Source organism: Nocardia sp. 852002-20019_SCH5090214, assembly GCF_001665865.1.
Taxonomy (GTDB): domain Bacteria; phylum Actinomycetota; class Actinomycetes; order Mycobacteriales; family Mycobacteriaceae; genus Nocardia; species Nocardia nova.
Window position 1 is genome coordinate 1 of the sequence record NZ_LZMK01000263.1, and the last position, 545, is coordinate 545.

Consider the following 545-nt stretch of genomic DNA (forward strand, 5'->3'; position numbering starts at 1 on the left):
CGGTCTTGGGCGGTGGCCAGACGAGACTTGGCGGCGCGTTCCTGTTCGGCGGCGGCCATCTTCGCCGCCAGCTTCGGGGTCATGTCCTCGTCGACGGTGACCTTCCCGCTGGACAGGTCGACCTCCACACCCCACCGCTGCTTGATGTGGCTGGCCAGCTCGACCGCCGCGCGCCGCGCGGTGTCGGACTCCTCGGACCAGGTCACAGCCTCGTGCAGCGCGACCGCGACCTCACTGCGCGACAGGCGATCCCAGCCCGTCTTGCGTATCTTCTCCAGCGCGGTCTCGGCGGCCTTGCGTTGCGCGGCGAGCGCCGCGGCCTGCTCACGAGCCTTCTTCGCGTCGCGCTGCTCCTGCTCCTTCAACGCCTCACGGCGACGCCGGGCACTCTCATTGGCGCGGGTCAACACGTCCTGCATCAAGCCGCGGATCAACATCGCGAATTTGGAGCCGATGTGATCAATGGTGTCGTCGTGGTGCTGCTGGACGGGGGTGTGCAGGCCGGACAGGTTGAGGGTGGAATTTCCGGTCATCAGACACCCGCC

At 67.7% G+C, this 545-nt stretch carries 1 pseudogene; it reads right to left on the minus strand.

Features of this window, described 5'->3' with window-relative positions:
- Positions 1-533 (minus strand): annotated as a pseudogene (locus A5780_RS20185) (hypothetical protein); the annotation flags it as partial.
- Between the last annotated feature and the right edge of the window lie 12 nt (positions 534-545).